Here is a 24,447-nt window from a genome sequence, read left to right on the forward strand (position 1 = left end):
AAATCAAAGAACATGACAAAATACCTGGCGGGACAGTACCGTGTGAACAGCTACGCATAATTTCCGCTCCTCTGTACATAAGTATAGAAAGTACAAAAAATGAGGGGGAAGCAGATTTGTATGATTATGGATTCAGCGTTCTGGAACAGTACGAGCTGACTGTAAAAAGTACAGCCCGTACCAGAGGAGGACTTCTCTGTCAGACTGACAGAAGTCCGGCAGTATTACGTGAACAGAGAGGCTCGGGAAAAAAACTTCAGAAGCAGCAGGAGCTTCTTTTAAAGCTGGAGGAAAATGGTTGTCTGGTAGATACCTTTCTGGAAAATAAAGAAGGAGAGCTTATTTCAACTGACCGGGATGGAATTTCCTATACTCTTCAGCGCTGGTATGAAGGGCGGGAATGTGATACAAGATCCAGAGAACAGATTCTGCAGGCAGTGGGGATGCTTGCCGGGATCCATAAAGAAATGAAACTTCCGACAGACCTTTCTTATATGGAAGAAAATCTGAATGACGAGTATCAGCGCCATAATCAGGAACTGAGGAAAATTCGCAGATTTATCAGAAAAAAAGGTCCTGCGTGTGCTTTTGAAAAGGAATATTTAAAATCTGTGGAATGGTTTCTGGCGAGAGGAGAGCTGGCTGTAAATATGCTCAGGGCGTCTTCCTATGCAGACCTTCGGGAAAAGGCAAAAGAAGAAGGCACAGTCTGCCACGGGGAATACAATCAGCATAACGTTCTGATACTGAAATCAAAGACGGCAGTAACAGGGTTCTCACACTGGTGTTTTGGAATCCAGATCGGAGATCTTTACCACTTTATGAGAAAAATACTGGAAAAATCAGGCTGGAATATAAATTTAGCAGAAGAAATGCTAAAAACATACCACAGAATCCGCCCGATTTCCGCAGAAGAGTGGGAAAACCTGAAGATCCGGTTTACTTATCCGGAAAAATTCTGGAAATTGTCCAACTACTATTATACCCACAACAAAGCATGGATTTCTGAAAAAAATACGGAAAAGCTTCAGGCGCTGATCAGACAGAAAGAAAAATGGGAAGCTTTCGGAGAACAATGTTTTAAAGAATACAATTTTTAAAATACAGACAGAAGGAATTTTATATACTGTTTACACAGCATGTTTCCGGGGAATTTTAGATTTGGGGGTCACCGGAGCCTGAAATTTTATGAAGGAGAAACTGTTCAGACTTCCCTTTTTCAGAAAACAGGTGTATAATTAGAAATCATAAACTTCGCAGAGCGCAGTTTAAAAAAGATATAGGGAGGTACAGCGGTATGGATTACAGAGAAGTATATGAGCAGTGGCTTGCGAACCCATACTTCGATGATGCAACAAAAGAGGAACTGAAGAACATCGCAGAAGAAGAGAATGAAATCAAAGAACGTTTTTATATGGATCTGGAATTTGGTACGGCGGGCCTGCGCGGAATCATCGGTGCAGGTACAAACCGTATGAATATTTATGTAGTAAGAAGAGCAACCCAGGGGCTTGCAAATTATATTGCAAAAGTGGGCAAACAGTCCCAGGGTGTTGCAATTGCCTATGATTCCCGCCATATGTCACCGGAGTTTGCCCAGGAAGCAGCTCTCTGTCTTGCTGCAAACGGAATTAAGGCATATATTTTTGAGTCTTTAAGACCTACACCGGAGCTCTCTTTTGCAGTCCGTCACCTTGGCTGTGTTGCGGGAATTAATATCACTGCCAGCCATAACCCGCCGGAATACAATGGATACAAGGTATACTGGGAGGACGGCGCTCAGATCACTCCGCCTCATGATACCGGAATCATGGGAGAGGTAAAGGCAATCTCCGACTGGAATACTGTAAAAACCATGGACAAGGCCCAGGCAGAAAAAGCAGGCCTTTATGAAGTGATCGGCCAGAAGATTGACGATGCCTATATGGAAGAGCTGAAAAAACAGGTGATCCATCAGGATGCCATTGAGGCAGAGGGCAAAAAACTGAAGATCGTTTATACACCTCTTCACGGAACCGGAAATATTCCTGCAAGAAGGATCCTGAAGGAGCTGGGCTTTGAAAACGTATATGTTGTTAAGGAGCAGGAGCTTCCGGACGGCGCGTTCCCTACAGTAAGCTATCCGAATCCTGAAGCAGCCGAAGCCTTTGAACTTGGCCTGAAGCTTGCAAAAGAAGTGGATGCGGATCTTGTTCTTGCCACGGATCCGGATGCAGACCGTCTGGGTGTGCGCGTAAAAGATAAAAACGGCGAATACCATGACCTGACAGGAAATATGTCTGGCTGTCTTCTTGCAAACTATGAGATCGGACAGCGCAGAGCAGTAAACGGAAGTCTTCCGGAGGACGGCGCTCTGATCAAGACAATTGTTACCAGCAATCTGGCAGATGCCATTGCAAAAGGCTATGGCGTTGATCTCATTGAGGTTCTGACAGGATTTAAGTTTATCGGTCAGCAGATTCTGGGCTTTGAGAACAGCGGAAAGGGAACTTATCTTTTCGGTTTTGAAGAGAGCTATGGCTGCCTGATCGGTACATACGCAAGAGATAAGGATGCGATTGTGGCTACAATGGCGCTGTGCGAGGCTGCCGCTTACTATAAGACTCAGGGAAAAACTCTCTGGGATGCAATGATCGAGATGTATGACCAGTACGGATATTATAAGGATGATATCAAATCCATTACTCTGAAAGGAATTGAGGGACTTCAGAAGATCCAGGAGATCATGGATACTCTTCGTAAGAATCCTCCGGCAGAGTTTGCAGGACATAAGGTAGTTTCTGCAAGAGATTATAAAAAGGATACCATTACAGATCTGGCAACCGGAGAGGTGAAGCCTACCGGACTTCCGAATTCCAATGTTCTGTACTATGACCTGACAGATGATGCATGGGTATGTGTCCGCCCGTCCGGTACAGAACCAAAAGTAAAATTCTACTATGGAGTAAAAGGAACTTCCCTTGAGGATGCAGATGAAAAGTCTGCAGTCATGGGCAAGGCTGTTCTTGATATGGTCAATACAATGATGTAATGCGGTGAGAAGATGCAGAATTTTGATGAATTTATGGAAGTGGTGCGAAAAATCCGCAAAAGCTGTCCCTGGGATAAGGTGCAGACTCATGAAAGTCTGAAACCTTATCTGATCAGTGAGACAAATGAGCTTCTGGAGGGAATTGATCGTCTGAAAACACAGAATGACAGTGAAAATCTCTGTGAGGAGCTGGGAGACGTGCTGTTTCAGGTTGCTCTCCACAGTGTGATCGCCCAGGAAGAGGGGCTGTTTACTATTGAGGATGTGATCGATGGTATTTCTTCAAAAATGCAGTTTCGTCATCCGAAAATCTTTGTTCCGGAGGATGAGACAATGACCTCTCTTTCCTGGGATCAGCTGAAAGAAATCGAAAAGAGCAGGAAGACGAAAAAGCTCTGAAAAGTATTTCAGAAGCATTAGCCGGAAGCGTTACTTTTTACTCCGTTCACAGTAACCTGAAAGCCCCGGTTTACGGGGATTTGCCACAAAAAACCTTGACAATCTACAGGAAAAGGTATATAAATAGTAAATAGCGTGTGATCGACAGGAAGCATAACGCGATAATAAAGAAAGAGAGCATTTATAGGAGGAAACACCATGAATAAAACAGAATTAGTAGCAGCAATGGCGAAAGAGACAAATCTTTCCAGGAAAGATGTAGAAGCAGTCCTGAAATCTTTCACCGATGTTGTAGCATCCGAGCTCAAAAAAGGCGGAAAAATTCAGCTTGTAGGATTTGGTACCTTTGAGGTAAGCGAGAGAGCTGCAAGAGAAGGAAGAAATCCTCATACTGGTGAAACCATGAAAATCGAAGCTTCCAAAGCACCGAAATTCAAAGCTGGTAAGGCTTTAAAGGATCTTGTAAACGATAAATAATAAAGTTCAGCAGAGGGGGAACAGCGTGTTCCCCCTTTTTCTATAGAATACAGAAAAAAAGAACAGGAGATTTTGTATGCGTCTTGATAAATATCTGAAGGTTTCCCGTCTTATTAAAAGAAGAACAGTGGCAAACGAAGCCTGTGATGCGGGAAGAGTTTTGCTTAATGATAAACCTGCCAGAGCTTCTGCGGCAGTAAAGGCCGGAGACATTGTGGAGATCCAGTTTGGCGGAAAAAGCGTTAAGGTGGAAGTTCTTGATGTAAAAGAGACAGTCCGCAAGGAAGAGGCGGAAAGTATGTTCCGCTATCTGTAGTTTTTACGTCTATTTATAAGGGCTGTTTCATACATTGTTTATGGAAAGAAACAATGGGAGGCTGACCCTTGGAAGAGAAAAAAACAATGTGCGCCCACAGACTGTCCCTTGATAACCGACAGGAGGGCACGGTTACAGGCGTCCGGGACATTCATTCCTTTAATGAAAGCGAGATTTTGCTGGAAACAGAGGCCGGAAGACTTTCTGTAAAAGGAGAACTGCTCCATGTGCGGAGACTGAATCTGGAAAAGGGAGAGGCCGATATTGAAGGAAAAATAAACAGCTTAACCTATCTTTCAAAAAAGACAGAAAACAAAGAAGAATCTCTGCTGAAGCGGATGTTCCGGTAAAATATGAGCGGTTATATGGAGTATGAGGCAGTACTGTTTCTTCTGTCTGTGGTGATGGGGGCGGCTCTGTTTCTCTTTTATAAGATTCTGACTGCCCTGAGAAAAGTGATTTCCCATCCGTCCTGGGCAGTGGATGTGGAAGACCTTTTTTACTGGACTGCAGCAGGGATTTTTATGTTCTCTGTGATATACAGGTTCAATCAGGGAACCCTCAGATGTTTTCTTTTTGCAGGAAGTATTCTGGGAGCTGTTCTGTGCCGGGGGACGGTGGCAGATCTGTTTGAGCGGATTCTTGTGTTTCTGTGCGGGATTCCGGTGAATTTTGTAAAATTTTCAACAAAGAGGTTGCTATTTCTCTTTAAAAGATGTAGTATTTTATTGTATAAGTATCAAACTATGCAAAAAAGAAAAGGTTTTAAAACAAAGAGGATCAGTCAGGTTGAAAAAGTCAAAAAGAAAGAAAAGCAAAAAAAGAATAACGAATAACTATCTGGGAATGGCTGTTATTTCAGTTGTTGTTCTTCTGCTTCTTGGCGGCCTGGCAATGAAAAGTCACAGCCTCAGAAACAGGATTGCCTATTATGACGCCCAGGCAGCAGAGCTGAAACAGCAGATTTCTGATGAAAAAGAGCGGACAAAGGAAATTGACAAGCGCACAGAGTATATGCAGACAGATGAGTATGCGGCAGAGGTTGCCAGAGACAGACTGGGGCTTGTAAAAGATAATGAGATAGTGTTTGAAGAAGAAAAATAACACGGATTTTGGCGAAAAGTTTTTAATTGCTTTCGCCTGTGTTTGACAGATATTTTGGAACCTGTCCTTTATAATGGCACTTGATGAAGTGTGTAAAGGGGAGGGGAAATATGCAGGAATGGATTATTGCCATGCTCGTGATCAGCCTACTGCTGATTTTCCGGGACATGGCAAAAACTATTTTGACGGGGCAAATGTCGAAAAAGGAGGAACCCTTTGCTCCCGGAGAAAGCCATCCTCAGAAGGAGAAGGTGGAGCGGTATGCGGCTTCTTTCCAGAAGCTGGCAGATACCTTTTACGGGATGCCCTACCGGAAAGAATATTTAAGCTCCGGTCAGATTGACGCGATATTGAAGGATACCAATGAGGAAATGTGCAGCAGATGCTATCACAGAGAAATATGCTGGGGAGAAAATTCCGGTTCTCTGAAGCAGGGCGGAGAGGCAATGATCCGCGCCATGGAAGAGGGGGATGAGGAGGCTGTAGAAATGATCCGTCAGGAGTGGGCGGAGATCTGCGGCAAATCCATACAGTATCTGGAAACAGTCAGAGAGCGTTTTCAGAAGGAAAAACAGAATCTGGTATGGAGCAACCGCATGATCGAAAGCAGGCTGGCAGTGGCACAGCAGCTGACAGAGATATCCCGGATCATGGGAATGGTGGCAGAAGATATTTATGATATTTCTCCGGCAGACCCGAAGTTTCAGGAGAGTATTCGCCGGATTCTGAAAAAACGTCATATTGTGCTGAAAAATGCCTGGGTTATGGATAAGGTAGAGGGGCACAGGCAGATGTTTCTTACTATGAAAGCCAGAAGCGGCCAGTGTGTATCTGTGACAGAGGTTTCTCAGCTCCTTTCAGGTCTGTGCGAGTGCGCTATGACCTCTGCCGCTGACAGCAGAGGCATTGTAAACGGCGAATACCATACGGTACATTTTGTGGAAGACGTCAGCTATCAGGTGATGTACGGAGTGGCAAAGCTTACAAGAGAGGAAGAAAAGATTTCCGGGGACAACTATATCTGCAGACAGGAAGAAGGCGGAAAGTTTGTGATGTGTCTTTCTGATGGAATGGGTTCCGGCATGGATGCCTGCAGAGAGAGCGAGATCGTGGTGGAGCTTCTGGAGCAGTTTCTGGAATCCGGATTTACCCAGGAGACAGCAGCCAGAATGGTGAATTCTGCTCTGGTGCTGAAAGGACGAGAGGGAATGTTCTCCACAGTGGATATCTGCGCTCTGGATCTTTATACAGGAATCTGCAGTTTTTTGAAGGCCGGGGCTGCATCCACTTTTATTAAGCGTGACCACTGGGTTGAGGCAATTTCTTCGGAAAGTCTTGCAGCAGGACTGGTTCAGCAGATCGACTTTGATACTGCTTCCCGGAAACTTTATCATGGAGATTACCTGATCATGATGACGGATGGAGTTCTGGATGCTCTTCCTCTGGACAGAGAAGAGGAAACCATGAAGGAAATCATTATGGACGTGCAGGAGGAAAATCCCAGAGAGGTCAGCAGAGGGATTCTGGAACGGGTGCTGGGATACAGCGATTACCGGGCCAGAGACGATATGACTGTGCTGGTGGCCAGTGTGCTGCGCAAGTAGAAACAAAAGAGGAGAAAAGCAGACATGCAGGAGCAGATTTATGCAAAGGTCCGTGCTTTTGCAGAAAAAAACAGGATGTTCGATCAGTGCGGCGCGGTGGCTGCCGGAGTATCCGGCGGAGGCGATTCCGTGACCATGCTGGATATTCTGAACAGACTGAAAGAAGAATACGGATTTCAGATCACAGCCGTTCATGTAAATCACGGGATCCGGGGCGCAGAGGCGCAAAGAGATCAGGAGGCTGCAGAGAAACTGTGCAGAAAAATGGGAATTCCCTGCAGAGTATACTGTTTTGATGTTCCAAAGCTTGCCGCACAGTGGAAAACCGGGCTGGAGGAAGCAGGAAGAACAGTCCGGAGGCAGGCTTTTGAAGAAGCGCTTGCCGGAGTACCGGTTTCAGGGGAAAAAAAGAAGGTAATCGCTCTTGCGCACAACAGAAACGATCTGGCAGAGACTATGCTTCATCATCTCTGCAGAGGAACCGGTCTCAGGGGACTTTCTTCCATGAAAGCGGCAGAGGATGGGATCATTCGTCCGGTTCTCTGTCTGGAACGGAAGGAAATTAATGAATATCTCAGAGAAAGAAATCTGCCCTATGTAACAGACAGCACAAATCTTCAGGACGAATATACCAGAAACAGGATCCGGCACCATGTACTTCCTGTTCTGGAAAGTGAAATCAATGAAAAGACAGTGGCTCATATGGCAGAGACATCTGAGCTGATTGGACAGGCGGAGGCTTACTTTCAGGAAAAAGGCGCTTCACTGGCAGAAAAATGCCGAACCGAAAAGGGAGAGATCCTTTTTGAAAAAAGTTTCCTGAAATATCCTGAAATTATCCGGAAGTATGCGGTGAGAAATGCTGTTGAAAAGCTTGCAGGCAAAAGAAAGGATATTTCTCTGATACATGTGCGTGCAGTGCTGGAGCTTTTTGAACTTCGTACCGGAGCGTCAGTAAAGCTTCCATATAATCTGGAGGCAGCGAAAACATATGAAGGAATTATCATAAGGAAGAAAAATCCTGAAGATCCGGACAGGGAATCCCGGGAATATCAGCTTCCTTTAAACGGAAGCCTTGCCTGTAGTCTGGGAAATTTTGAAACAAAAATCTTTTCCTGGTCAGACCAGAAGATTTGTGAAAAAAAGTATACGAAATGGTTGGATTATGATAGAATAAAATACGATATATCTGTCCGTACCAGAAAAACAGGAGATTACCTTACTGTAAACAGTCAGGGGCATCGCAAAAAACTGACGCGGTGTATGATCGATGAAAAAATCCCCTGTGAACAGAGGGATAAGATTCCTCTGATCACAGAAGGCAGCCAGGTTCTCTGGATCGTGGGCGGAAGAATGAATGAAAGGTATAAGATCACATCAGAGACAAAGAATGTGCTGGAAATCAAATACCAAGGAGGAAAATATCATGAGTGAAAAAATCAGAGTATTACTCAGCGAGGAAGAAGTGGAGGCAAGAATCAGACAGATTGCCGCAAAGATCAGCAAAGATTATGCAGGAAAAGAGATTCATCTGATCTGTGTTTTAAAGGGTGGAGTATTTTTTACCTGTGAACTTGCAAAAAGGATCACTGTTCCGGTATCTCTTGACTTTATGTCTGTGTCCAGCTATGGAGATGACACAAAATCAAGCGGTGTGGTAAGAATCGTCAAAGATCTGGATCAGCCTCTGATCGGCAAGGACGTGCTGATCGTGGAGGATATCATCGACTCAGGAAGAACTCTCAGCTATCTGATCGAAATCCTCAAAGGACGTAATCCAAACAGTGTCCGCCTCTGTACACTGCTGGACAAACCGGAGAGACGAGTGAGGGATGTAAAAGTAGATTACTGCTGCTTCAATATCCCGGATGAATTTGTTGTGGGATATGGTCTGGACTATGCCCAGAAATATCGTAATCTCCCGTTTATCGGCGTGGTAGAACTGGACACAGAAGAATGAAAGGAGATTCAGTTAAGTGAATAAACAGCCAAGCAGAATTGGCCTGTATCTGATTTTGATCGCATTGCTGGTGGGCGGATATTTTTATCTGAACAGCCAGGTGTCAGGTCAGAATGACTATACCATAGAAGCATTGGAGCAGGCAGCAGAAGAAGGAAGAGTAAATGATGCGGTGATTTATCAGAACAGGGAAGTACCTACCGGTTCGGTGGCTGCAGATATTGAGAACGAAGGACAGAAGCGTGTCTATGTAACAGATGTCAAGGAGGCGCAGGAAATGCTGGAGGAAAACAATATTGCTCCTCTGGTCAAAGATGTTCCTCAGCAGAATGTGTTCCTTACCACACTTCTTCCTCTGCTTCTTACAGGAGGACTGATTCTGTTCCTTTTCCTGATGATGAACAGACAGATGTCAGGAGGCGGAGGAAATGCCAAAATGATGAACTTTGGTAAAAGCCGTGCAAGAATGATGCTTCCGGACGACAAAAAAGTAACATTTCAGAATGTAGCCGGACTTCAGGAAGAAAAAGAAGATCTGGTTGAGGTTGTAGATTTTTTAAAAGCGCCTCAGAAATATACAAACGTAGGCGCAAGGATTCCCAAGGGTGTTATTCTTGTAGGACCTCCGGGAACCGGTAAAACTCTCCTGGCAAAAGCGGTTGCCGGAGAAGCAGGAGTGCCCTTTTTCTCTATTTCCGGATCAGATTTTGTGGAGATGTTCGTAGGTGTGGGAGCTTCCCGTGTCCGAGATCTGTTTGAAGAAGGAAAACGCCATGCGCCCTGTATTATTTTTATAGACGAGATCGATGCGGTCGCAAGACAGCGGGGAACCGGCATGGGCGGCGGTCATGATGAGCGCGAGCAGACTCTGAACCAGCTTCTTGTGGAAATGGACGGATTTGGCGTCAACGAAGGAATTATTGTAATGGCTGCCACGAACCGTGTGGATATTCTGGATCCGGCGATTCTCCGTCCGGGACGTTTTGACCGCAAGGTTGCAGTTGGACGTCCGGATGTGAAGGGCCGCGAGGAGATCCTTCGGGTTCATGCAAAGGATAAGCCTCTTGGCGAGGATGTGGATCTGGCGCAGATTGCTCAGACAACAGCAGGATTTACAGGTGCAGATCTGGAAAACCTCCTGAACGAGGCGGCGATCATGGCTGCCAGAGACAGCCGCAGCTATATTATGCAGCAGGACATCAAGCATGCCTTTATTAAAGTTGGCATCGGAGCAGAGAAGAGAAGCAAGGTTATTTCCGAAAAAGAGAAAAAGATCACTGCTTATCATGAGGCAGGCCATGCGATCCTGTTCCATGTGCTCCCTGATATGGATCCGGTATATACGATTTCCATTATTCCCACAGGAGTAGGCGCTGCAGGTTATACCATGCCTCTTCCGGAAAATGACGAGATGTTTAATACAAAAGGAAAAATGCTTCAGGATATCACTACTCTCCTTGGAGGCCGTGTGGCAGAAGAGATTATTTTCGGAGATATCACCACAGGAGCATCCAATGATATTAAGCGTGCAACCACAACAGCCCGGGCAATGGTCATGCAGTATGGCATGTCTGAAAAAATGGGACTGATCGCTTACGGTGATGAAGGGGATGAAGTATTTATCGGAAGAGATCTTGCTCATACGAGAAGCTACAGTGAAGAGGTTGCAAAAGATATTGATCAGGAGATCCATGGGATCATTGACGGATGTCATAAGAAAGCCAGGGAGATTATTCTTGAGCATGAAGATGTGCTCCATAAATGCGCAGCTCTTCTGTTAGAGAAGGAAAAGGTGCAGAGAGACGAGTTTGAGGCACTTTTTACAGCGTAAAATCATAGTGGCAAAATACGCATGTACAATATATCCAAAAACAAATATGCATTTTTGTGAACTTTGTGCACACTTATTTGTTGACCCATGGTATTATATATATCGTAAAAACCCCCCAATACATTATATAGTTTTTGCTACACCCCATAAGAAGAAATACCTTCTCCAAAAAAGCCAGCTTATCCCGCTGGCTTTTTTACTGTCTGTAAATATATAAAAACTGTCTTGACAGGCGGGTACAGGTATGTTACGATATCAATACTTTCATATGGTAGAGTGACTACGTGATAACATAGAAGAGTAAAGCGAGAGGAGACAGACAGTATGAAGAAAAAAACAGTTGTGGTAATGATGGCGGCTCTGATGGCAGCAGGTATGATGTCTGCGGTAAACGTTCAGGCTGGAATTGAGGATAAAACACTGATCGTAGGTTTTGATGCGGAATATCCTCCTTATGGATATATGGATGAAAACGGAGAGTATACAGGCTTTGATCTGGAGCTTGCCCAGGCAGTGTGTGAGCTGGAAGGATGGGAGCTTGAGAAGAAACCTCTGAACTGGGACTCCAAGGACATGGAGCTGAACTCCGGATCCATTGACTGTATCTGGAATGGTTTTACCATGAACGGAAGAGAAGACGAGTATACCTTTTCTGTTCCCTATGTGGATAACAGCCAGGTGATCGTTGTGGCAGAGGATTCCGGCATTGAGAAGCTTTCTGACCTTGCAGGCAAAACCGTAGGCGTTCAGGCGGCATCTGCAGCGCTGGACGTTCTGAAAAGCGAGGAAGAAGGCGGCCAGAAGGCGCTGTCAGATACCTTTGCAGCGCTGAATGAATTTGCGGATTACAACACTGCATTTACAGAACTTCAGGCAGGAGCCCTTGATGCGCTGGCTATTGATATCGGCGTTGCAAAATATCAGATCAATTCCAGGGGGGAGGGCTTTATGATCCTGGATGAAAGTCTGAATACGGAGCAGTATGCAATTGGATTCAAAAAAGGAAACGACGAACTCTGTGAAATTGTAAATGCAGATCTTCAGAAGCTTGCGGAAGACGGGACAGTGCAGGAGCTTGCAGAGAAGTATGAAATTGCGGATATGGTAAGTCTGAAAGCCTCCGGAGAGGAAAGCGAGGAGGCTGCAGAAAAAGAAACAGGAGAAACTGATTCTGAAGAAGCGGCAGAATAAAAGCTGCCGGAAACAGTAACGGATAAAATCAGAACCGGGCAGAAGTCAGAACCCGGAATAAAAGACAAAAAAGCTGCTGTGCTGAAAATAAAAAATGTACAGCAGCTTTATTACGGCAGGAAAAGCTTTTCTGCCTGATAACGGAGGAAAAAATATGAGTTTTCAGGTAATGCTCCAACAGCTTTCCAGAGGCTTCGGGTCAACGCTTATGATCTTCTGTCTGACCCTTCTGTTTTCCCTGCCTCTGGGACTGGTGATATATTTTGGGAGGGTTTCCAGGTTCAAACCCCTCAGTCTGGTGGTAAAATGTTATATTTCTGTTATGAGAGGAACGCCGCTTATGCTGCAGCTTCTTCTGTGGTATTTCGGACCCTTTTATCTCTGGGGAATGAATATTGGAAATTATAAATTTACAGCGATTATCCTGGGCTGTTCTTTGAACTATGCAGCTTATTTTGCTGAGATCTACCGATCCGGAATAGAGTCCATTCCGGCGGGACAGTATGAGGCTGCGCAGCTTCTGGGCTACAACAGACAGCAGACATTTATGAAGATCATTCTGCCACAGATGATAAAAAACGTACTTCCTTCTGTAACGAACGAGGTGATCACACTGGTAAAAGATACTTCCCTTGTCTATTCGGTATCTTATATTGAGATGTTTGCTCTGGCAAAACAGATCGCCGCTGCGGAGACAACCGTTATGCCGTTCTTTATTGCAGGCGTGTTCTACTACATATTTAATTTTGTAGTTGCCTGGGTTATGGAATGGTTTGAGAAAAAACTGAATTACTATCATTAGGAGGAGACGGAAATGAATCTTCTGGAAATGAAAAATATAAAAAAAGAATTTAACGGACAAAGTGTTCTGAAAGATATTTCCCTTCAGGTAAAAGAAGGAGAGATTGTTTCCATTATCGGTCCTTCCGGTTCCGGGAAATCAACTCTTTTAAGGTGCGCTACCATGCTGACAGACATTGACAGCGGAGAAATTTCCTATATGGGAAAAAGATCCGTGTGGATGGAAAACGGAAAGACAGTGGTTCCTTCCGGAAAACAGTTAAAAGAAATACGTTCCTGTTTTGGGCTGGTGTTTCAGAATTTTAATCTGTTTCCCCACTATTCTGTAATAAAAAATATCACAGATGCGCCGATCCATGTTCAGAAAAGAAAAAAAGAGGAAGTTTACAGGGAAGCCAGGGAGCTTCTTGCAAAGATGGGACTTTCTGACAAAGAAAACGCCTATCCCTGTCAGCTTTCCGGAGGTCAGTGTCAGCGTGTGGCTATTGCCCGGGCTCTTGCGCTGAACCCTAAAATTCTGTTTTTTGACGAACCAACCTCAGCTCTTGATCCTGAGCTTACCGGAGAAGTGCTTCGGGTGATCCGTTCACTTGCAGATCTTCATATCACCATGGTGATCGTCACCCATGAAATGAATTTTGCAAAGGATATTTCAGACAGGGTGATCTTTATGGATCAGGGAGTAATTGCTGTAGAAGGAACTCCTCAGCAGGTATTTTCCTCTGAGAATGCCCGTATGCGCGAATTTCTGGGCAAATTCCACCAGGGAGCCTGAGAAAAGAGGTTGCTTTTAAATGTGGGATGTTATATAATTTTCCTCGTATGATATGACTGTCAGGAAAAGGCAGAAACAGAGACTGTGGTTCTGTCTGGCACCGGCAGATCACGGCAGGAATTTTTCAAATGATAGGAGAAACGGAATGAGTACAGACAGATATGTAAGTCCGCTTTCAGAGCGCTATGCAAGCAAAGAAATGCAGTATATTTTCTCACCGGATATGAAATTCCGCACATGGAGAAGATTATGGATCGCCCTTGCAGAGACAGAAAAAGAACTTGGCCTGAATATTACGCAGGAGCAGATCGATGAGCTGAAGGCTCACGCAGACGATATTAACTATGATGTGGCAAAAGAAAGAGAACGTCAGGTCCGCCATGACGTTATGTCCCATGTTTATGCATATGGTGTACAGTGCCCGAAAGCAAAGGGAATCATTCATCTGGGCGCTACTTCCTGTTATGTAGGTGACAATACAGATATTATCGTTATGGCAGAGGCTCTGAAGCTGGTTCGCAAGAAACTGGTCAATGTGATCGCAGAGCTGTCTAAATTTGCAGATAAATATAAAGATCAGCCAACTCTGGCGTTTACACATTTCCAGCCGGCACAGCCTACAACAGTAGGAAAACGTGCCACACTTTGGACTCAGGAATTCCTTATGGATCTGGAAGACCTTGAGTATGTTTTAAGCACACTGAAGCTTCTGGGCTCAAAGGGAACAACAGGAACCCAGGCAAGTTTCCTTGAGCTTTTTGACGGAGATCAGGAAACAATTGACAAGATCGATCCGATGATCGCAGAAAAAATGGGATTTGAGAACTGCTATCCGGTATCCGGACAGACCTATTCCCGTAAGGTGGATACGAGAGTTCTCAATATTCTTGCCGGAATTGCCGCAAGCGCCCATAAGATGTCCAATGATATCAGACTTCTTCAGCATCTGAAGGAAGTAGAGGAACCTTTTGAGAAGTCTCAGATCGGTTCTTCCGCAATGGCATACAAGAGAAATCCTATGAGAAGTGAGCGTATTGCGTCACTTTCCAGATATGTGATGGTGGACGCCCTGAATCCGGCAATCACATCAGCAACTCAGTGGTTCGAGAGAACTCTGGATGATTCTGCAAACAAGAGACTGAGTGTTCCGGAAGGCTTCCTTGCCATTGACGGAATCCTGGATCTGTGCCTGAACGTGGTAGACGGACTGGTTGTTTATCCGAAGGTAATTGAAAAACGCCTTCGTTCTGAGCTTCCGTTTATGGCAACTGAAAATATTATGATGGATGCAGTGAAGGCAGGCGGAGACCGTCAGGAACTTCACGAGCGCATCAGAGAGCTTTCCATGGAAGCAGGACGTACTGTAAAGGTAGAAGGAAAGGATAACAATCTTCTGGAACTGATCGCAGCAGATCCGGCCTTTAACCTGACTTTAGAAGAACTGGAAAAGACGATGGAGCCTTCCAGATATGTGGGAAGAGCAAAAGAGCAGACAGAGGTATTTCTTGCAAAGACCGTACAGCCTGTTCTGGATGCACATAAAGAACTTCTGGGAGTAACCGCAGAAATTAATGTATAATGAGATCAAAGAACGACACGAGGAGGAAATAGTGTTATGATCAAAGCAGTAGTTGGAGCAAACTGGGGAGATGAGGGAAAAGGTAAGATCACAGATATGCTTGCCCAGGAAGCGGATATTATCGTAAGATTTCAGGGAGGTGCCAACGCAGGTCATACAATCGTGAATGATTATGGTAAATTTGCGCTTCACACACTTCCGTCAGGTGTATTTTACGACCACACCACCAGCATTATCGGCAATGGCGTGGCACTGAATATTCCGGTGTTTTTCAAGGAATATCAGGATGTTGTGGACAGAGGAGTTCCGGCTCCGAAGATCATGATCTCTGACAGAGCGCAGATCGTAATGCCGTATCATATTCTGTTTGACCAGTATGAGGAGGAACGTCTGGGCGGCAAGTCCTTTGGTTCCACAAAATCCGGTATTGCGCCTTTTTATTCTGATAAATATGCAAAAATCGGCTTCCAGGTAGCGGAGCTGTTTGATGAGGAAGCTCTCAGAGAAAAAGTAGAGCGTGTATGTGAGACAAAAAATGTTCTTCTTGAGCATCTGTACCACAAACCGCTTCTGAATCCGGATGATATCATGGAAGAGCTGATGAAATATAAAGAGATGGTTGCTCCTTATGTGGGAGATGTTTCTCTGTTCCTGTGGAATGCGCTGAAAGAAGGAAAAGAAATTCTTCTGGAGGGTCAGCTGGGTTCTCTGAAGGATCCGGATCACGGAATTTATCCGATGGTTACTTCTTCTTCTACTCTGGCAGCTTACGGCGCCATCGGCGCAGGCGTTCCGCCGTATGAGATCAAGAAGATCATTACTGTATGCAAGGCTTATTCCAGCGCAGTAGGAGCGGGCGCATTTGTTTCGGAAATCTTTGGTGAAGAAGCTGACGAACTCAGAAGAAGAGGCGGAGACGGCGGAGAATATGGTGCGACCACCGGACGTCCGAGACGTATGGGATGGTTTGACTGCGTGGCTTCCAAATACGGCTGCCGTATGCAGGGAACAACTGATGTTGCATTTACTGTGCTTGATGTTCTGGGATATCTGGATGAAATTCCTGTTTGTACAGGCTATGAGATTGACGGAAAAGTTACAACAGAATTCCCCACAACAGGACTTCTGGAAAAAGCAAAACCGGTTCTGGAAGTGCTTCCGGGATGGAAATGCGATATCCGCGGAATCAGAAAATATGAAGATCTGCCGGAAAACTGCCGCAAATATATAGAGTTTGTGGAAAAACAGATCGGATTCCCAATCACAATGGTTTCTAACGGACCGGGAAGAAACGATATTATTTACAGAAAATAAATCAACAAAACGCCGGGGAAGTATCTCCGGCGTTTTGTTACCGGGAAATCCGTACCTTTTTGTACTGATATTTCCGGTAAATAAAAATACAGCGGACAGATATGAAGACGCCGCTGACAGCAGAAAGGATGTGTACAGTATAAATGAGTAAATGGAAAAGGGGACTGGCCCTTGCAGGAGCAGTTTTTCTTCTGGTGATCTTCTGCCTTCCCATGTACTTTGCTCTTACCGGAACATTTTCAATGGGAAAATTTATGGCCTCTCTTGCAGGGGCGCTGTTTGCAGCAGTGATGGCTTACGCAATGTGGCTTATGTACAGGCTTCTTAACAGAAAAAGACTGGAAAAAGACGGACGCAGGATCAAAAATGTTATTTTTGACGTAGGTAATGTTCTGGTAGATTACGACTGGAAAACTTACCTGAAGGACTTTCATTTCCCGGAGGAAGAGGAGAAAAAGCTTGCAAAGGAAATTTTCCAGAGCGATATCTGGAATGAGAGAGATAAGGGGCTTTATGATGAGGAAGAATATATTCGCCGGTTTATAGAAAAGGCTCCTGAATACAAAAAAGATATCCGCAGAGTTCTGAGAGAAACACCTAAGACGATCGGTACAAAGGACTATGCTCAGGCCTGGGTACAGTATCTGAAAAAACGGGGATATCGTCTTTATATTCTCTCAAATTACAGTGAATATATGCTGGAGCGCACAAAGGCTAAAATGAATTTCCTGAAATATATGGACGGAGCAGTATTTTCCTGTGATGTAAAAGAAGTGAAGCCGGAACCGGCAATTTACAAGATCCTTCTGGAGGATTACGGCCTGAAGCCTGAGGAGTGTGTATTTATTGACGACCGGGAAGAAAATTGCCGGGGAGCACGTAAACTGGGAATGCATGCAGTGCGTTTCCATGATTTTAAACAGGCTGCAGCAGACCTGGAGGCTCTGGGAGTAAAATAAAAAATCCCGGAACCGCGTCAGAGCGTCAGTCCCGGAACCTTTAAAGGGGAGGATATAAGTATTTCCGAAGCTGCTGCTGTATACTCGGTTTACGGCAGCAAATGTTTTCGGGCGTGTCCGTTCACTGTTCCATTGCCACAGGCAATGCGGAATGAATTTTTGCCTGTTGCCGTGGATGAAGTGAACAGTAACAGTATGGCCAGAATCTCAGTGTCTTATACATGAAGCATAAAATTGGATAATTATATTTTTCCGTGAGAGTAACAGGGATAAAGTATGATTGCCTGAGATGGTTTGAAAGGTATGCTGACCAGCCTGCTGTGAACGAAGGAAACAGTGTGATTTTTGTTTAAACCAATGGGAACCGGGATAAAATAGGGTTTGTTTTTTCCAGATAAAAGTGCTATAATATGAACACTGATGAAAATTTGATAATACATTGAAAAGAGGATGAAATAACATGAGTGATAAAACAATTTTAGAGCAGTGGCGTGCAATGGCTTATGACCAGCAGGCAGACCGCAATAAGCTTCAGCAGTTCTGGGCAGCTTATTTTAATATTGAAAAAGGCATTTATGAGCAGCTTCTTTCCAATCCGGATGAAGTTGTAAGCGGTACAGTAAAAGAGCTTGCCGAAAAATACGGACAGGATGTTCTGACCATGGTTGGTTTCCTGGACGGCATTAACGACAGCCTTAAGGTTCCGAACCCTATTGAGACAATGGACGAGAACACAAAAGTAAACCTTGCTTTTGACAAAGAGCTTCTTTACAAAAACATGGTTGATGCAAAGGCTGACTGGCTGTATGAGCTTCCTCAGTGGAATAATATTTTTACAGAGGAAAAACGTAAAGAGCTGTACAAAGAGCAGAAAAAATCCGGTACTGTTGTAAAACCGCACAAGATCGGACGTAACGATCCCTGTCCGTGCGGAAGCGGAAAGAAATACAAATTCTGCTGCGGCAAATAATGAAAATAAAAAATAATCTTGATTACATTATCGTGCTTGGCGCCCATGTGGACGGAACACGACTGAGTATGGCCCTTCTGGAACGCACCAGAAGGGCTTTGCAGTATCTGGAAAATAATCCTGACACCAAAGCAGTTCTCTCCGGCGGACAGGGCAGGGGGGAAGCAGTCAGTGAGGCAAAGGCCATGTACGATTATCTGACCGGTCATGGAATCAGCAGAGAGCGGCTGATCCTGGAGGAAAGATCTACCAATACAAAAGAAAATCTGGATTTCAGCCTGGAAAAAATAGGGGATCTGAATAAATCAGTAGGAGTTGTTACCAATAACTTCCATGTATTTCGGGGAGTGGCGATCGGAAAGAAATGCGGATGCAGAGATATCTGTGGAATTCCATCCAGATATCGTTCCTGGAGACTTCTGATCTATATTCCCAGGGAGATTCTGGCTGTTATCAAGGATAAGATTATGGGGAACCTTTGATTTTACAGCCATAATACAGGGATTATGATTTCAGCCGCAGGAAAAAGTAAGAGAAGTGTAAAAGGCGCTATTCTGATTTCTTTCTGTACCCAGTGACGAAAAGTTAATAATATTTACAGTTTTTCGTACGGAACTAAATCATTAAGAGGAATCCGTAGTTGTTTATCCATTTTTGAATACACAGCTTTTTCATTTCTGTACATGCCTGTAAGTCTGTAAAATACGTCAAAATACCTCGCTAAATAGTTCTGTGTGAACAGTAGCTAAAATTTAAAAAGTGGAGGAATTTTGTTTGGAATTCCTTGACATTTATATAAAGATGTGGTAAGATAACATCAGTATAATTCCATATTGAACATATGAAGTGCTGGCTGTTTTCCGCGAAGCAGTCAGAAAAGGGAATCAGGTGAAAGTCCTGAGCGATCCGGTCACTGTAACAGAGGAGCAATCTTTCAGAAACCATTGTACATATGTATGAGAAGGGGAAAGAGAACATTGATTCTGGAGCCAGGAAACCTGCTTTGTATGGCGAGGTTAAACTTCCGTGTAAAGTGTAACAGCCAACCTGAAAAATCCGCAGTTTCAGGCGTTGTCTGCTTGATGGAAGCAGGCATTTTTTATGGAATCCGCCTGTTCGTATGAATTATACTTACCCTTAAAGGGTGATGATTAAATGGCAGGCGATACTACTCCGGATGCGTTCGTTCCCTCCGCATATTTTGAACGAATCCATGGTCTACCCCGGAGTAGATCGCAACCTCAGAAGAATTTGGATATCGGCGTTTATGACGCCGATTTTTTCATTTACCGGAAATTCAGGGAGTTTGAAGCGGACGTATCTGCCCTTATGACGTTGCGCGTTTTTAACCTGCTTATTTTATATTATATTTTATGAAAGAGAAAATATAGAATTTCAGACAATAGAATCTGCTGTGTGCTTTTTTTAATTTGTTCATTTACAGTTATATTGTTAAACGTCGGCAGAGTCGGTAAGCCTTGTATAGAAAATGTAAAAATGAAACAGGAAATAAAAGGAGAACACCATGGAAAAACCATATTGGGAAGGTAAGCACTATTCATTTTTCAGCAATAAAGAATGTGAGTATTTCCCCTGCCATCAGGGAGCAGATCCGGAAAATTTTAACTGTCTGTTCTGCTATTGTCCGCTTTATGCGCTTGGAGATAAATGTGGAGGCAATTTTCGTTATACGGATAAAGGAATTAAGGATTGTACAAATTGTCAGCTTCCTCATAAGAGAAAAAATTATGGATATATAACCGGAAAATACGCAGAGCTGGCGGAAATGATGAAAAAAATAAAGGATTCTGAGTAAAAGAAGAAAATCTGTCCGGTATGTATGGGCAGAGGCTCAAAAAACAGAATAAGAATCAAAAGAAACCCTGACAGGACAGGCCGAAAAACTGTGAAGACACAGATTTCAGCCGTACGTCAGGGTTTTATCGGCAGAATGATATGGCTGCAGGGAAAATGCTCTGTTCATCAACGGGTCTGCAGAAACACTTTCAGTCTGGGAAGCTGATTATTCAGGATCAGATTTTCGGGAAACATTTCCTGGTGTACAAAATCAACGGCATAAGTAAAATCCCCCACATGTTCTTTGCCGTGACTGTCACTGGAAAGAATTACAGGAAGACGATACTTGCGGCAGCAGCGGAGAATTTCCCGGTTGTTGGACCGAGTATCACCGCGGTAGCTGTAAGGCGCCAGAGAGGCTTCATTGATCTCAAAAATTACATTCTGTTTTCGAGCTTCAAAGGCCAGTTTTTCATAATCAGCAGGAAATCGGGGATTGTCACAGTGCCCCAGAATCTTTACATGGGGATTTTTCATAGCGTTTATGTAGGCTTCCGTGTTTTCTTCACAGGAAGCATTTTTGTAATTCTGACTATGGATGCTGGCAATGGCATAGTCCAGCCTAGACAGTAATTCTTCCTCCAGATCGGTATGTCCTTCTTTATCAAGAATATTAAGTTCAATTCCATAGAACATTTCCAGACCAAAACGTTTTCTGGGAGAAAAGGTCAGACTGCGGAAGTACGAAGGAGTTCCGGCTGCCAGTGTGGCCGGACCGTGATCCGTAATACCCAGAAGCTTCAGTCCTTTTCTGGAAGCGATTTTTGCCATTTCAGAAATCGTACAGCTGGTTCCGTGACCGCTTGCGATAGAATGTGTATGCATATCAGAAAGATACATAGACTGCTCCTTGTATAGTAAACATAAAATACCCTGTATTTCCAGGGGATGATATAAAATATACTTTAAGTATGGCAGGAATACAGTGAGAAGTCAATGAAAAAACATAGAACTTTCTGCAGGCGTATGATATAATCACCTTATAGGATTCCTCTGTAGAACTGGAGGAAGGATGAAGAAACGAAAAACATTACAGGACCTGACGATCAAAGATAATTTCATGTTTGGCGCGGTAATGAGTGTGGAAGAAAACTGTAAGGGTTTTCTGGAAATGGTGCTTGGTTTTCCCATTGCCCGTGTGGTGGTCAGCAAAGAAAAGAGTATGATCTATCATCCGGAGTACAAGGGCGTCCGTCTGGATATTTATGCTGAGGATGCCAAACACACTCACTATAATGTGGAAATGCAGGTGCGCAGGAAAAAGGAGCTTGGAAAAAGGAGCAGGTATTACCATAGCCAGATTGTAATGGAAGCTTTGGAGAGCGGTGAGGATTATGATACGCTTCCGGCAACATTTGTGATCTTTGTGTGCGATTTTGATCCGTTTGATAAAAAACGGTACTGTTATACTTTCCGAAATATATGCGAGGAAGATCCCAATGTGAAATTGGAGGATGACAGCTGCACTATTTTTCTGAGCACCAAAGGTGAGAATGAGGATGAAGTATCACAGGAACTGGTCAGGTTTTTAAAGTTTGTAACGGCAGATCTGAAGGAAAGTGAAATGGACTTTGGAGATGGTCTTGTCCAGAAGTTCCAGAAAACAATCCGGCAGATTAAAACAGACCGGGAAATGGGAGAACGCTATATGATCTTTGAAGAAATGCTGCGAGAGGAAAAACAGGAAGGCAGAGAGGAAGGCAGACTTGAGGCAACACAGGAAGCTGTTTTGGAACTGCTTAAGGAATCAGGCGAAATTCCCTGTGAGCTTCAGGAGAAGATCCGGAATCTTGAAAACCTTGAAACTTTGAAGGCTTTGCTTAAACTGGCTGCCAGAGCGGATTCTCTGCGCGCATTTGAAGAAAAAGCAGAAGAGTATTTTAATTCAGAAGATAAAGAGTGAAAGATCGGTGATGATTCTGCATTGCCGGAAAGCAATTCTGCCCCTGCGTCATTGTCGGCGCCAGGGGTCTGCAAAGCTCTTATATGGAAGAGTGTCTTATTGATTCAATAAACTATCAATCAAAACTTTTAACAGAGGAATTCTATATTGGATAACAGTGTTGTCATTTTTGTTTGCGCAATATAATAACAACTGTTTTTACTGTTTTCGAGTCTTTTCTGCATATAAATCCTTGTTTTTTGCTATAATGAAAGAAAAGTATAGCTGGAAGGTGAAAAGGAAGAATGTCAGAAGAGAAAAGAACAGTAGGAAATCTGATTCGTTTTATAAGAGAAAACAGAAAGATTTCCAGGGAAAAATTATGTCTTGGCCTTTGCTCAGCAACCACGCTTATGCGGTATGAGCTGGGAGAGCGGATTCCGGATAAATTTATGGCGGATGCTCTTCTGGAACGCATGGGTCAGATTCCTTTTCGATATGAGTTTATAGGCTCTGAACAGGAATTTCAGTTTCGGATGATGAGAAATCACATTGAGAAACTGCAAAAAAAGGATAGAGAAAAGGCTGAATTTCTTATCAGGGAATATGAGAGTCTTGTGACGGAAAATGACAGTTTGCATATGCAGTATCTGTGGATGAAGAAAGCAGAGATTTTTTGCGGACAGGAAAATTTCCAAAGGGCAGAACAATTTTATCGGAAAGCGCTTGGATATACGGAGCTGCCTGTAAGCGGAGACAAATTAGAAACCAGGTTTCTGACAGAGTGTGAGATCAGCTGTCTGTATGGACTGGCAGAGACACTGTATATGCAGGATAAAGCAGAACAGGCATTGCTTTTACATACAGGAATCAGGCAGTATCTGGATAAAAATTACTGGGACTATGGGAAGAGACAAAAATATTATCCGCAGATTTTATACAGGCTAGCACAAAAAGAAGTATCGGATCTTAATACAGGAAAAGCCTACAGACATCTTACAGAAGCCAGAAAACTGCTGATGGAAAGTTATCAGAGCCTTCATCTCAGAGAAATATGCGAATTACTTCGGGATATAGAGAAAATGATTCCGGGGAAAGAAAAAGAACCGGAACAGGATGAGTTTATAACTGTGTTAAAAATTCTGGAAACGGAAAGGAACGGAAGTATTACAGAAGAAGGGATAGAATTATGGGAGAGTACAGCAAAGCATCTGTTATAAAATATACACGTAAAGCAACTGACATGACACAGGAAGAGCTGTCAGAGGGAATCTGTGAACCGGTAACAATTTCACGGTATGAAAATGGATTGTTGAATCCATCGGATGAAAAATTTGTTCGATTGATGCAGAAAATGGGCGAAAATGGGAATACCTGTCTGTTTCCCCTGCATTGTGAAATGGCGGATTTGCAAAAAGAAATGGAAAAGATGCTGAATCTGTTGGAAAGAGCTGACTGGGATGAAGTAGAAAATCAGAAGAGAAAAATGGAACAGGAATTTCAATTATCCATGGATTATCCGGAAAACCGTCAGTATTTAAAAAGAATTGAAGTGATTGTAAATTATAAAAAAGGACGGATCAGTGTACGGGAAGCAATCGAACAGCTGAAAGATGCGCTTTATGAAACATTAAAGATCAGAGAACCGGAAGATTTGCCTATTTACCGGATCCTCAGGGAGACAGAAATATTGATCGTGTATAATCTTGCAACGTATTATGAAGCTTATGGTGATTGTAAAAAAGCATTGAGGATTTATCATAGATTGGACCAGTACTTTAAAAGAGAAGATATGATTAATGATTATAAACCGCGGTATATTGTTTATGTAGGATATTCCAGTATATTGGGATTATCTGGAAAATATGATGAGAGTATAACGATTTGTAAAAGAGAAATTGAGTTCCTGAGAGAAAAAGGCATATTAAATTATCTGTATAATTTTTATTACAATATAGGTTGGAATATCAGTAAGAAAATAGAGTGTGGTTTAGAAAAGAAAGAACGGATACGAGCTGCACGGTGTTATGTCTGGATGGCATATCACTTGTGCAAAGTGTATCCGGAAAATAAGAAAAATCTGAAAATTATTGCTGAGTTTTGGGAGGAAATAAATCAAGATGGACGTTCTAAATCGCAATAGGGAATAATTTCTTCAGAAGATTCTGTTTCAGGAGCGTTTTCCTCGGTACTTGTATCTGTAGGGGGCGTTTCTGAAGCAGATACAGAGCTGGCAGAAACAAATGTCATGGTGAGCAGCAATGTGCAGATAAATAGTTTTGCTTTTTTGAGATTCATATAATTACATCCTTCCTTAAATTTATTTATTTTATTATACATATATTTAGCTATAGAACACCATAACGTAACCGGTACAAAATGATTTATACCGGTTAC

26 protein-coding genes and 1 riboswitch are annotated in these 24,447 nt (G+C 43.5%); of the genes, 24 read left to right on the forward strand and 2 right to left on the reverse strand.

The window, feature by feature from the left end; translation table 11 throughout:
- Positions 1-116: 116 nt before the first annotated feature.
- From NSA57_RS00275 to NSA57_RS00375, 21 genes are all read left to right on the forward strand, one after another.
- Positions 117-1,100 (forward strand): CotS family spore coat protein, encoded by a 984-nt coding sequence (locus NSA57_RS00275; protein WP_257463671.1) that lies wholly within the window; start codon positions 117-119, stop codon positions 1,098-1,100.
- 197 nt (positions 1,101-1,297) lie between these two features.
- Positions 1,298-3,031, forward strand: a complete 1,734-nt coding sequence (locus tag NSA57_RS00280) for a phospho-sugar mutase (RefSeq protein WP_257463672.1) — start codon at positions 1,298-1,300, stop codon at positions 3,029-3,031.
- A 12-nt stretch (positions 3,032-3,043) separates the two neighbouring features.
- Complete coding sequence (locus NSA57_RS00285; RefSeq protein ID WP_138271326.1) at positions 3,044-3,430, forward strand: MazG nucleotide pyrophosphohydrolase domain-containing protein; 387 nt, start codon at positions 3,044-3,046, stop codon at positions 3,428-3,430.
- 198 nt (positions 3,431-3,628) lie between these two features.
- Positions 3,629-3,907: an HU family DNA-binding protein gene (locus NSA57_RS00290; RefSeq protein ID WP_022066502.1), complete on the forward strand. Its 279-nt coding sequence runs from the start codon at positions 3,629-3,631 to the stop codon at positions 3,905-3,907.
- A 76-nt stretch (positions 3,908-3,983) separates the two neighbouring features.
- Positions 3,984-4,223, forward strand: a complete 240-nt coding sequence (locus NSA57_RS00295; protein WP_138271327.1) for an RNA-binding S4 domain-containing protein — start codon at positions 3,984-3,986, stop codon at positions 4,221-4,223.
- A gap of 68 nt (positions 4,224-4,291) precedes the next feature.
- Positions 4,292-4,573 (forward strand): sporulation protein YabP, encoded by a 282-nt coding sequence (gene yabP / locus NSA57_RS00300; protein WP_022066500.1) that lies wholly within the window; start codon positions 4,292-4,294, stop codon positions 4,571-4,573.
- A 3-nt stretch (positions 4,574-4,576) separates the two neighbouring features.
- On the forward strand, positions 4,577-5,059 hold the full coding sequence (gene yabQ, locus NSA57_RS00305) for a spore cortex biosynthesis protein YabQ (RefSeq protein WP_178709549.1): 483 nt from the start codon (positions 4,577-4,579) through the stop codon (positions 5,057-5,059).
- The gene (locus tag NSA57_RS00310; protein WP_022066498.1) at positions 5,013-5,327 is read left to right on the forward strand and encodes an FtsB family cell division protein; all 315 of its coding nucleotides are present in this window, start codon (positions 5,013-5,015) and stop codon (positions 5,325-5,327) included. The genes yabQ and NSA57_RS00310 overlap by 47 nt, the downstream gene beginning before the upstream one ends.
- A 110-nt stretch (positions 5,328-5,437) precedes the next feature.
- Positions 5,438-6,931 (forward strand): SpoIIE family protein phosphatase, encoded by a 1,494-nt coding sequence (locus NSA57_RS00315; protein ID WP_257463674.1) that lies wholly within the window; start codon positions 5,438-5,440, stop codon positions 6,929-6,931.
- Positions 6,932-6,955: 24 nt separating this feature from the next.
- Positions 6,956-8,365 (forward strand): tRNA lysidine(34) synthetase TilS, encoded by a 1,410-nt coding sequence (gene tilS / locus NSA57_RS00320; RefSeq protein WP_257463675.1) that lies wholly within the window; start codon positions 6,956-6,958, stop codon positions 8,363-8,365.
- Positions 8,358-8,891 carry a hypoxanthine phosphoribosyltransferase gene (hpt, locus tag NSA57_RS00325; protein ID WP_138271331.1) on the forward strand — a complete coding sequence of 178 codons (534 nt, stop codon included), beginning with the start codon at positions 8,358-8,360 and terminating at the stop codon, positions 8,889-8,891. Before tilS ends, hpt begins: the two co-directional genes overlap by 8 nt.
- 16 nt (positions 8,892-8,907) lie before the next feature.
- Complete coding sequence (gene ftsH / locus NSA57_RS00330) at positions 8,908-10,722, forward strand: ATP-dependent zinc metalloprotease FtsH (protein ID WP_257463676.1); 1,815 nt, start codon at positions 8,908-8,910, stop codon at positions 10,720-10,722.
- Positions 10,723-11,046: 324 nt separating this feature from the next.
- Positions 11,047-11,913 (forward strand): amino acid ABC transporter substrate-binding protein, encoded by an 867-nt coding sequence (locus NSA57_RS00335; protein ID WP_330671269.1) that lies wholly within the window; start codon positions 11,047-11,049, stop codon positions 11,911-11,913.
- Between the two features lie 154 nt (positions 11,914-12,067).
- Positions 12,068-12,715 carry an amino acid ABC transporter permease gene (locus NSA57_RS00340; protein ID WP_022066492.1) on the forward strand — a complete coding sequence of 216 codons (648 nt, stop codon included), beginning with the start codon at positions 12,068-12,070 and terminating at the stop codon, positions 12,713-12,715.
- Between the two features lie 12 nt (positions 12,716-12,727).
- Entirely contained in the window at positions 12,728-13,489 is a 762-nt protein-coding gene (locus NSA57_RS00345) for an amino acid ABC transporter ATP-binding protein (RefSeq protein WP_022066491.1), read from the forward strand.
- Between the two features lie 145 nt (positions 13,490-13,634).
- Entirely contained in the window at positions 13,635-15,068 is a 1,434-nt protein-coding gene (gene purB, locus NSA57_RS00350) for an adenylosuccinate lyase (RefSeq protein WP_022066490.1), read from the forward strand.
- Positions 15,069-15,104: 36 nt separating this feature from the next.
- A complete protein-coding gene (locus NSA57_RS00355) occupies positions 15,105-16,382 on the forward strand; it encodes an adenylosuccinate synthase (RefSeq protein ID WP_257463677.1) in 1,278 nt (425 codons plus the stop codon).
- A 143-nt stretch (positions 16,383-16,525) separates the two neighbouring features.
- Entirely contained in the window at positions 16,526-17,341 is an 816-nt protein-coding gene (locus NSA57_RS00360) for an HAD-IA family hydrolase (RefSeq protein ID WP_257463678.1), read from the forward strand.
- Between the two features lie 460 nt (positions 17,342-17,801).
- Entirely contained in the window at positions 17,802-18,311 is a 510-nt protein-coding gene (locus NSA57_RS00365; RefSeq protein ID WP_022066487.1) for an SEC-C metal-binding domain-containing protein, read from the forward strand.
- Positions 18,311-18,793, forward strand: coding sequence for a YdcF family protein (locus NSA57_RS00370; protein WP_022066486.1), 483 nt, complete (start codon positions 18,311-18,313; stop codon positions 18,791-18,793). The genes NSA57_RS00365 and NSA57_RS00370 overlap by 1 nt, the downstream gene beginning before the upstream one ends.
- A 345-nt stretch (positions 18,794-19,138) precedes the next feature.
- A riboswitch (cobalamin riboswitch) is annotated at positions 19,139-19,331 on the forward strand.
- A gap of 505 nt (positions 19,332-19,836) precedes the next feature.
- Positions 19,837-20,127 carry a cysteine-rich small domain-containing protein gene (locus NSA57_RS00375; RefSeq protein ID WP_022066485.1) on the forward strand — a complete coding sequence of 97 codons (291 nt, stop codon included), beginning with the start codon at positions 19,837-19,839 and terminating at the stop codon, positions 20,125-20,127.
- A 167-nt stretch (positions 20,128-20,294) separates the two neighbouring features.
- Here the strand turns inward: NSA57_RS00375 and NSA57_RS00380 are convergent, their stop codons facing one another.
- A complete protein-coding gene (locus NSA57_RS00380; protein ID WP_257463679.1) occupies positions 20,295-21,008 on the reverse strand; it encodes a phosphatase in 714 nt (237 codons plus the stop codon).
- A 172-nt stretch (positions 21,009-21,180) separates the two neighbouring features.
- On the opposite strand from NSA57_RS00380, the gene NSA57_RS00385 reads away from it, so the two are divergent.
- From NSA57_RS00385 to NSA57_RS00395, 3 genes are all read left to right on the forward strand, one after another.
- Positions 21,181-22,071, forward strand: coding sequence for an Rpn family recombination-promoting nuclease/putative transposase (locus tag NSA57_RS00385; protein WP_257463680.1), 891 nt, complete (start codon positions 21,181-21,183; stop codon positions 22,069-22,071).
- Positions 22,072-22,355: 284 nt separating this feature from the next.
- Complete coding sequence (locus tag NSA57_RS00390) at positions 22,356-23,270, forward strand: helix-turn-helix domain-containing protein (RefSeq protein ID WP_257463681.1); 915 nt, start codon at positions 22,356-22,358, stop codon at positions 23,268-23,270.
- Positions 23,240-24,193: a helix-turn-helix domain-containing protein gene (locus NSA57_RS00395; RefSeq protein WP_257463682.1), complete on the forward strand. Its 954-nt coding sequence runs from the start codon at positions 23,240-23,242 to the stop codon at positions 24,191-24,193. The genes NSA57_RS00390 and NSA57_RS00395 overlap by 31 nt, the downstream gene beginning before the upstream one ends.
- On the opposite strand, the gene NSA57_RS00400 is transcribed toward NSA57_RS00395, so the two are convergent.
- Positions 24,166-24,348 (reverse strand): hypothetical protein, encoded by a 183-nt coding sequence (locus NSA57_RS00400; RefSeq protein ID WP_257463683.1) that lies wholly within the window; start codon positions 24,346-24,348, stop codon positions 24,166-24,168. The two genes, NSA57_RS00395 and NSA57_RS00400, sit on opposite strands and share 28 nt — an antisense overlap.
- Positions 24,349-24,447: the final 99 nt, after the last annotated feature.

Source organism: Blautia caecimuris, assembly GCF_024622975.1.
In the GTDB taxonomy this organism is placed as follows: Bacteria; Bacillota; Clostridia; order Lachnospirales; family Lachnospiraceae; genus Blautia_A; species Blautia_A caecimuris.

Coding starts and splice junctions, on each gene's coding strand:
- tilS (WP_257463675.1), top strand. CDS start 6,956: ATGCAGGAGCAGATTTATGCAAAGGTCCGTGCTTTTGCAGAAAAAAAC.
- NSA57_RS00340 (WP_022066492.1), top strand. CDS start 12,068: ATGAGTTTTCAGGTAATGCTCCAACAGCTTTCCAGAGGCTTCGGGTCA.
- NSA57_RS00280 (WP_257463672.1), top strand. CDS start 1,298: ATGGATTACAGAGAAGTATATGAGCAGTGGCTTGCGAACCCATACTTC.
- NSA57_RS00365 (WP_022066487.1), top strand. CDS start 17,802: ATGAGTGATAAAACAATTTTAGAGCAGTGGCGTGCAATGGCTTATGAC.
- NSA57_RS00400 (WP_257463683.1), bottom strand. CDS start 24,348: ATGAATCTCAAAAAAGCAAAACTATTTATCTGCACATTGCTGCTCACC.
- hpt (WP_138271331.1), top strand. CDS start 8,358: ATGAGTGAAAAAATCAGAGTATTACTCAGCGAGGAAGAAGTGGAGGCA.
- NSA57_RS00335 (WP_330671269.1), top strand. CDS start 11,047: ATGAAGAAAAAAACAGTTGTGGTAATGATGGCGGCTCTGATGGCAGCA.
- NSA57_RS00315 (WP_257463674.1), top strand. CDS start 5,438: ATGCAGGAATGGATTATTGCCATGCTCGTGATCAGCCTACTGCTGATT.
- NSA57_RS00290 (WP_022066502.1), top strand. CDS start 3,629: ATGAATAAAACAGAATTAGTAGCAGCAATGGCGAAAGAGACAAATCTT.
- NSA57_RS00390 (WP_257463681.1), top strand. CDS start 22,356: ATGTCAGAAGAGAAAAGAACAGTAGGAAATCTGATTCGTTTTATAAGA.
- yabQ (WP_178709549.1), top strand. CDS start 4,577: ATGAGCGGTTATATGGAGTATGAGGCAGTACTGTTTCTTCTGTCTGTG.
- NSA57_RS00370 (WP_022066486.1), top strand. CDS start 18,311: ATGAAAATAAAAAATAATCTTGATTACATTATCGTGCTTGGCGCCCAT.
- NSA57_RS00380 (WP_257463679.1), bottom strand. CDS start 21,008: ATGTATCTTTCTGATATGCATACACATTCTATCGCAAGCGGTCACGGA.
- NSA57_RS00385 (WP_257463680.1), top strand. CDS start 21,181: ATGAAGAAACGAAAAACATTACAGGACCTGACGATCAAAGATAATTTC.
- NSA57_RS00285 (WP_138271326.1), top strand. CDS start 3,044: ATGCAGAATTTTGATGAATTTATGGAAGTGGTGCGAAAAATCCGCAAA.
- NSA57_RS00395 (WP_257463682.1), top strand. CDS start 23,240: ATGGGAGAGTACAGCAAAGCATCTGTTATAAAATATACACGTAAAGCA.
- NSA57_RS00345 (WP_022066491.1), top strand. CDS start 12,728: ATGAATCTTCTGGAAATGAAAAATATAAAAAAAGAATTTAACGGACAA.
- NSA57_RS00355 (WP_257463677.1), top strand. CDS start 15,105: ATGATCAAAGCAGTAGTTGGAGCAAACTGGGGAGATGAGGGAAAAGGT.
- NSA57_RS00295 (WP_138271327.1), top strand. CDS start 3,984: ATGCGTCTTGATAAATATCTGAAGGTTTCCCGTCTTATTAAAAGAAGA.
- purB (WP_022066490.1), top strand. CDS start 13,635: ATGAGTACAGACAGATATGTAAGTCCGCTTTCAGAGCGCTATGCAAGC.
- NSA57_RS00360 (WP_257463678.1), top strand. CDS start 16,526: ATGAGTAAATGGAAAAGGGGACTGGCCCTTGCAGGAGCAGTTTTTCTT.
- NSA57_RS00375 (WP_022066485.1), top strand. CDS start 19,837: ATGGAAAAACCATATTGGGAAGGTAAGCACTATTCATTTTTCAGCAAT.